General features: G+C 63.0%; 6 protein-coding genes and 1 tRNA gene. 2 read left to right on the top strand and 5 right to left on the bottom strand.

Translation table 11 applies throughout. The annotated features are described in order from the left end of the window. Window positions 1-130: 130 nt before the first annotated feature. Complete coding sequence (locus AC5IJH_RS18095; RefSeq protein ID WP_491904223.1) at window positions 131-589, bottom strand: bactofilin family protein; 459 nt, start codon at window positions 587-589, stop codon at window positions 131-133. Between the two features lie 246 nt (window positions 590-835). Beyond that, window positions 836-2488, bottom strand: coding sequence for a VWA domain-containing protein (locus tag AC5IJH_RS18090; RefSeq protein ID WP_491904222.1), 1653 nt, complete (start codon window positions 2486-2488; stop codon window positions 836-838). A 214-nt stretch (window positions 2489-2702) separates the two neighbouring features. On the opposite strand from AC5IJH_RS18090, the gene AC5IJH_RS18085 reads away from it, so the two are divergent. After that, entirely contained in the window at window positions 2703-3470 is a 768-nt protein-coding gene (locus AC5IJH_RS18085; RefSeq protein ID WP_491904221.1) for a uracil-DNA glycosylase, read from the top strand. Further along, the gene (locus tag AC5IJH_RS18080) at window positions 3467-3643 is read left to right on the top strand and encodes a DUF3309 family protein (protein ID WP_491904220.1); all 177 of its coding nucleotides are present in this window, start codon (window positions 3467-3469) and stop codon (window positions 3641-3643) included. The genes AC5IJH_RS18085 and AC5IJH_RS18080 overlap by 4 nt, the downstream gene beginning before the upstream one ends. A gap of 12 nt (window positions 3644-3655) precedes the next feature. Here AC5IJH_RS18080 and AC5IJH_RS18075 read toward each other — a convergent pair whose 3' ends face one another. The 3 genes from AC5IJH_RS18075 to AC5IJH_RS18065 all read right to left on the bottom strand — a co-directional run bounded on the left by AC5IJH_RS18075 (window position 3656) and on the right by AC5IJH_RS18065 (window position 6642). Continuing rightward, complete coding sequence (locus AC5IJH_RS18075) at window positions 3656-4882, bottom strand: NosD domain-containing protein (RefSeq protein WP_491904219.1); 1227 nt, start codon at window positions 4880-4882, stop codon at window positions 3656-3658. 161 nt (window positions 4883-5043) lie between these two features. Next, a tRNA-Gly gene (locus AC5IJH_RS18070) sits at window positions 5044-5118 on the bottom strand. Window positions 5119-5361: 243 nt separating this feature from the next. Next, window positions 5362-6642: a hypothetical protein gene (locus AC5IJH_RS18065; RefSeq protein WP_491904218.1), complete on the bottom strand. Its 1281-nt coding sequence runs from the start codon at window positions 6640-6642 to the stop codon at window positions 5362-5364. Window positions 6643-6811 lie beyond the last annotated feature (169 nt).

The raw sequence follows: 6811 nt of genomic DNA, 5'->3' as shown, positions 1-6811 counted from the left end.
AAAAAAAGAGGCCCCTGGCCGGGGCCTTCTGTCAGTGTCGCAAAGCAAACGTGTGCTGCGCACTCTTGGTGCGAGCGCTTTCCGAGCGCGCCAGTGAGAAGCGCGCTCGTCAGGATCTTCGGGGGAGGTGTTAGCTCGCGTAGGCTGGCGCGGCGACTGCAACCTGCGAAGCGGCCAGTGCTGCAGGCTCGATCCGTGGGGGCAGCAGATCGTTCTCGACTTCCGTCTGCTTCCGCGCTTCTTTCTGCGCCTTGATGGCGAGCGAGGGCGAGAGGTCGACCGAACCCTTAACGACGGCGTCCTGATGAATAATGAGTCGGGGTGCCGTGATGTCGCCGGTGACCACCGCCGTCGAGCGGAGTTCTACGCGCTCGCTGGCCAGGATCTGTCCTTCGACGCGGCCCGAGATTACGACTTCGCGCGCTACAATCTGTGACTTGGCGTAGCCATCTTCACCGATGGTGAGGCGGCTCTCGTTGAGCTGAATCTGACCGAGGATGCGGCCTTCGACGACCAGATCCTCCGTCGCGGAGATGTCGCCCGTGATGGTGATGTTCTTTCCGATGACGCTGCGTTCGGTGCCTGCCATGCTATCTCTCCGGTCGGTGAGGTTCCCAGGAAGGTTCTCTTCGTCCTGACAGCCCTTACCTTAGTAAGGTGTCTGGAGACGGGCCATCCCCGGAAGGGGGCATTGCCCGCCCGTTTCGTGGCATTACCGACGATTGGCGTCATGGAAGCCGACGCCATTCCGGGTTCACACCCATTCGGCGGGCATTCTGGCGCGCGAAGTTCGATTGAGAGCACGCTGGGCCGGGAAGAGTCGGTCGATGCTCACCTAAGAGGCAGGCATCGTCAACGGCACGGTCAGCGTACCGATGCGGCCGCTGCCCAGATCGACGATTCCCAGTCGCACCGCGTACCTGCCCGGCTTCAACTCAAGCGATTGCTGAAATGGGATGCCACCCGTCAGCATGGCGCGGTAATCCTTCTCGGTCAGGCCCAGCTTCATCAACTCGTTTCCCTGCGCGAGCGTGCCGTTCTTTTCGACCGGATACGCCATCATCACCACTTGCAGTCTTGCGCGGCGATCACCGTTCGCGTCCTCGGTAAAGTCCACGCCTGTCGGGTCGAGCTTGACGTTCATCTGCATCTTGCCGGCACTCACGGTCGGCAGAGCGGCACGAATGGTGAGCTGGGTCGCGGGTGGCGTCTCAATCCGCATGGAGGACGCAAACGCAGACATCACATCGCCGACCGGCTGATCGGGTGTGGCGTAGTAGCCCCGGCGATAGCTGAGGTGATAGCCCGCTCGCTTGAGCGATACCTGGATGCTGCGGAATCTGCCATCCCAGTGACTGTTCTTCGGCTGGTACGCCAGCTCGTAGTAGTTCTCGCCGTCTTCAAAGCCACGCTCGAGCAGGGCTGCTGGATCGTTGTTCCCGTAGAACGCTTCTCCGCCAGTGCGATCTGCGATGCCCTGCATCACTGCGTGGCCAGTCTGCCGCTCGTAGAAGAACGCGGCGTTTGCGTTCGACTGCGCATTCGGATCGCCCGCCGTCCCCAGACCCGACTGATCCGCCCCGACAATATCGGTCTGCACGCCAACCAGGCTGATGGGGTAGACCGCGATTTGCGAGTCGGCGAGGATGCGATCTGCCTGGTCTTCGAACGAGCCCAGCCCGATCCCCGGAACGCCCAGTGCCTGGCTGCGGCGATCCTGCTCCGCCAAGCCGTTCTCGCGAATGACTCCATGCGAGCTGACCTGCGGCGTTAGCGAAGTCGATGTGACGCCGAGGCGGTAGTAGTCAGCAGAGGGAAACTGCCCAGCGAGCCAGTAGAGATTCTTGCGGCCGGGATAGCCACCTAACCCGCGGATGATCTGCTGAAAGGCGACCGCCGTGCCATCGAGCCGCGCCTTCATGTTCGTGACATCCTCGGCAAGCAGTGAGCGCTGCAGCGCCTCCCCCGCACTCGGGCCAACGGCGGTCTGATTGCGGTCCAGGTAAGCAGATGTATCGAGGTCCGTGATCTGCTGGCCGACCGGCCGGAGCCGGTTCAGTTGCTCGAGGTTGATCGACTTCGCTGCGTCCACCAGCACGGCAGAGTCGGTGCTGAAGCCCTGTACGAGGTGAAGGCGATCGCTGAGCACGAACAGTGCCACCGGCTTGCCAGGCGGCAGCTTGCGCAGGAACTCGATCATGCGTTTGCGGGCCACGCCCTGGTCCTGCGGCGTTGTGTCCATCAAGTCGAGCAGGACCATGTTCAACACCATGTCCCGGCCACCGCTCAGGACGTTCGACAACTCCAGCGGGGGCACCGCCGCTGGAGCCTTCCCAGCGCCGGCATGCGCCGCGAAGAAGGTGATGTCCTGCGACTGCTTGTCCTCCGTGACCCGGAAGTCCTGTTGCTCGAGCCCGTGCACGATGCGGCCCGCGCCGTCCCGCACGACCACGTCGATGTAGATGATGCGGGAAGTCGTGCGGATCACGGAGGCGTGATTCTTCGAGGGGAGCTGCTGCGCCGCAGCAAGCAGACAAACGATGGAGCCAAAAACGAGACCCGTACATCCACAGCGAAACCAGGAGCTTGCAGCCATGCGCGTCATTCTCAGTGCCGGTCCGCACGCGCGCAAGAAAATTCAACCAGGGCAGCCCGCTCGTGCATGCGGAGGGTCGCTGGCGCGCACTACACTGGATCCTTCCATGTCTTCGCGAACAGACATCGAGGTGCTCCCCAACCGGGTGGGGGAAGAGGCTGCCTGGGAGGCGCTGAATGAGCGCATTACCGCCTGTGAGCAGTGTCCACGGCTGCGTACGCATTGCACGGACGTAGCCCGTATCCGTCGCCGCGCTTACCGCGATGAGACGTATTGGGGGAGACCCGTGCCGGCGTTCGGCGATCCGCGTGCGCGCGTGCTGATCCTCGGGCTCGCGCCGGGCGCGCACGGCTCCAATCGCACGGGAAGGCCGTTTACTGGCGATGGCTCCGGCGCCTTCCTGTACCCGGTGCTGTACGACGCGGGCTTCGCCTCGCAGCCAAACGCCAAGCATCGCGAGGATGGCATGCGGCTCCGCGATGCGCTGATAACCTCGGTGGGTCGCTGCGCGCCGCCCGGCAACAAGCCCACCCCATCCGAGCTGGCGAATTGCGCCTCATTCCTGGATGAAGAGCTCGCGCTCCTCTCGGGCCTGCGCGTTGTCGTCTGCCTGGGCCACATTGCGTGGAACGGCTACCTCGCCCATCTGCGCCGTCGCGGCTTCACCGTACGTGCAGCCGATTATGCATTTCGCCACGGTGCCGAGTACCTTATGCCAAACGGGGTCACTCTGCTGGGCAGCTATCATCCCTCACTGCAGAACACGAACACGGGGCGGTTGACGCGCACGATGTTTCTCAACATATTTGTGCGGGCGCGCGAACTGGCCTCGACGCCACGACTTCGCACCAGAAAAGGAAACTCAGCACAGTGACAGATTTCCTGACACGATGGCTGTGGCAGGCACTCTGGGCTGTCCCGCTGCTGGTGGCGCTACTGGCGCTCCCCGTGTGGCCCTGGAGCCGGCGTTGGGGACCGTTGCCCGCGCTTGGGCTGGCGCTGCTGGCGGCCGTGGTGCTGCTGCTGCATGCGCACTACATGATCTGACCCGCAGCCCGGTCAAGAGTGCGGCACGATGGCGGATTGCCAGTGACTGCCGCTGCAGAACCATAAGGATGCGGGCTGGCCGGATGGTGTAGCGATCAGCAGCGTTCCTTCGCTGGTGCAGCTATCGCCGGCACGGGGCGCGCGGTCCGCTGAGGTCAGAGCTGCGTGACCCACCTGCAGCCCCTCGCGGAGTGCCGCGCTGCGCGCACGGATGTCGCCCTCTGCGTCCACGTCGCCCCCAACGCGCAGTGCTCCCAAGATGGCCGGAGGCACCTTCGGGCTTCCCTGGTAGCAGAGCTCATGCGTCGTAGTGTGTGCTTCACTCTCGCGCAGGAATGCATTTTTGACGACCACGTCGATGAGGCCACCGTGCGGACCGGCGATCGCATTGATCGCGCATCCCGAGGAAGCTCCGGCGCTCGGACCCTCCTCGTAATTGCCCTCGATGGTGAAGCCCCAGCCGTACCCAAGCTCAACCTCCGAGCGGTAGCCTTCGGCTCCGTTCACGGTGAAGTAGTTGCGAATGACATGGATGTCATAGACGTTCTCGCCTCCGAGCCCAGCCGAAACGGCCACGCCCGAGGACTCAAAGTAGTTGCCCTCGACGATCGTGTGCGCATCCCAGCCGAGGAAAAGGTCACCGTCGCGGTTTCCTTCAAAGACATTGTCTCGATACACATTGCCAAGTGCGCGGCTGGCGGGCACGTGTCCGTTGCGGCTGTACACGGCCCAATCATTGCTGGCGATCTCGTTGCCGAACACATGCACTGCATTCGGAGCGTAGTGGGGCAGTGTCACCATGTCGATGCCATGGCGGTTGCCGAAGAGGCTGTTCATCAGGATTTGCACACTGTTTGCGCCGCTCAGCTCGATTCCGTTCGCAAATCCATCGATGCGCATTCCACGCACGACGTAGCTGTTCCCGGGCAGCAGGTGGATGCCGTTCGCTGCCGCCGTATTGCCTGTCAGCCGGCACCCTCCTTCGCCATCGATGGTCAGACTTGCATTTCCCGCTGCGGCGGGGTCAAGGATGATGGCATCGCTCCCGCCCAGATAGTGCAGCACCGTGCCTGCATCGCAGCGAAGGTGCTCGCCGGGCCGCGTCATGCGAATTGGGGTGCCGTACTCGAAGGTTCCGGCAGGGATGCGCACCGTGCCGCCCGCTGCGGGCATCGCGGCGAACGCAGCATTCGCCTTCTCACCCAGATCGCGGCCCGGCAGCGTCAGCGGGTTCACCATCGGTTGCCCATCCCGCGAAGCGCCAACAGCAGGGGACGCCGGTTGCGCACCACGTGCACACGCGAACATGCTTGCCATGGCACAGGGCAGAAGCAGGGAAAGAAGACGACGCATCCCTCATCGATAGCACAGACGACGCGAAAGGGAGCACCGAAGAAGCATGGAGCGGGAGACCGGGATCGAACCGGCGACATTCAGCTTGGGAAGCTGACGTTCTACCACTGAACTACTCCCGCGCCCCGTTGACAACGTTGAGCTCGGTCCATCCGCAGCATGCCGGGTCGAGAGGATCGTCAGCATGCGACCGAGGTCAACCTGAAAAGTATCGCCCGCATGGGAGCAAAATGGCAATTCCCGTTACTGTCCGGCAGTCCGTTGCGGGCACCCGTATGCGCGTGGATCAGAGCCCTGTCTGAGCTGGCATCACGCGAACGGAGATGTGCTTCTCCGTCAAGAAGCTATGCAGCGACGGGAGAGGCTTACCAGTATCGGGTGGCAACGACGTCGACACCGACCGGCGAGAACTCGACGACGCGGATGCGGAGGACGGCCTGCATGTTCTTGTCTTCCCAATCACGGGGTGCTGACTTTAGCAGTTCGCGAAGCCGATCCGGGTTGGCGAGAAACTCTGCGGATGCCTGTGTCCCGAATTCGCCGATGCCTGCGATCGTGATCACCGGGCCGCCGGTCTTCGCATGCAGCACGCGAGTGATCAGGGCGTAGTCCGTCGTGCTGCCGTTGACGGCGGGCGGTGTCTCCCACATTTGGTGCTGCGCTTTGTCCTCAATACGCGTGCCGCCATGGAAGGAGAAGGGAAGCTCGCCGGTGACCTCGAGCGTCCATGGATTGTTGAAGCCGCCGATCAGCACCAGCGGGTGATTGCGCAGGTCGCCGAAGCTGACATCATCGCCAGCCCGCAGCGTGAACTCGTGCTTCATTCCGCTCAGCAGGGTGGCCGTCTGGACCGCGGCATTCAGATCCCCCGTGGTCACGAATGTGCTGCGCGCCGGGGCCAGATCGCTGGCGCGGACTGTGGAATCCGGGGGCAGATCCACGAAGAACTCAGGGCCGTTCTGCTGCACATTATGCGTGGCCCGGTAGTGCTGCATAAATGCGTCCGTGAATCGGTACGCCACATTTGACCCCAGATAGATCAGAGTCGACTGGCCAGTCTGGGCAACGGGCGCCCAGAAGCGCCGCTCCGCCGAGAACACCTTCTGCTGTAGCCACCAGGCCGCCCCAGTCACGAAGAGGATCAGGAGAGCCGCCATCGACACATATCGAAGCTGGAATCTGCGGCGGGTGTCGATTGCCGGCGTGAGAGCAGGCAGTGAAACCGGCAGAGTGGCCGGTTCGTTCTTCTCGATCGAGGGAGGCGGCGGTTGCGTTCGCGACTGGAAGGTAGCGCGGTAGGAGCCCGGCAGCAGGTCAATCTGTACGGGTACCCTCTCCGGTGGATGATCCTGGTAGTACTGGGCCAGTCGTTTGCGGACGTCCGCCGCCCGAACGCGAACGACAGGATCTTCACCAGTGTCGTAGTCGGGATTGCGATGGAAGACCTGCGATCCGACGACCCGCTCCTTGAGCGCGGTCGCGTCGTCGCGCAGTGAGTGGTCTACGACGTATGCCAGCAGGTCCCGGCATTGCTTGCTGGTACGAAAGTGACGATCCTCGAGGACGTCGGCGAGCGCCTGGCGTACCTCAGATTCTCCCGGACGCCTCCGCGGATCTGATGTCGGAGCCGTGTCGTGGGACTTCAACTGTGACAGCATTTCGGCTCAGATCCCTTCGCACCGCGCGTAGCCAACGTATGTTACCTACCCGTTAAGTCACTGTAAAGACGGGGTTCGCGCTGGAGGACTGCGCCAATACCGTAGTCCACGTTGTCACCAGTCTGCCGCACGGCGCCAGATGCTCTCGATCAAAAAA

It is taken from the genome of Candidatus Dedyshia acidiphila, assembly GCF_051025295.1.
Classification (GTDB): domain Bacteria; phylum Acidobacteriota; class Terriglobia; order Terriglobales; family Acidobacteriaceae; genus KBS-83.
The sequence above is the reverse complement of the archived record's forward strand: the minus strand, read 5'-3'. Positions and strand labels throughout refer to the sequence as shown.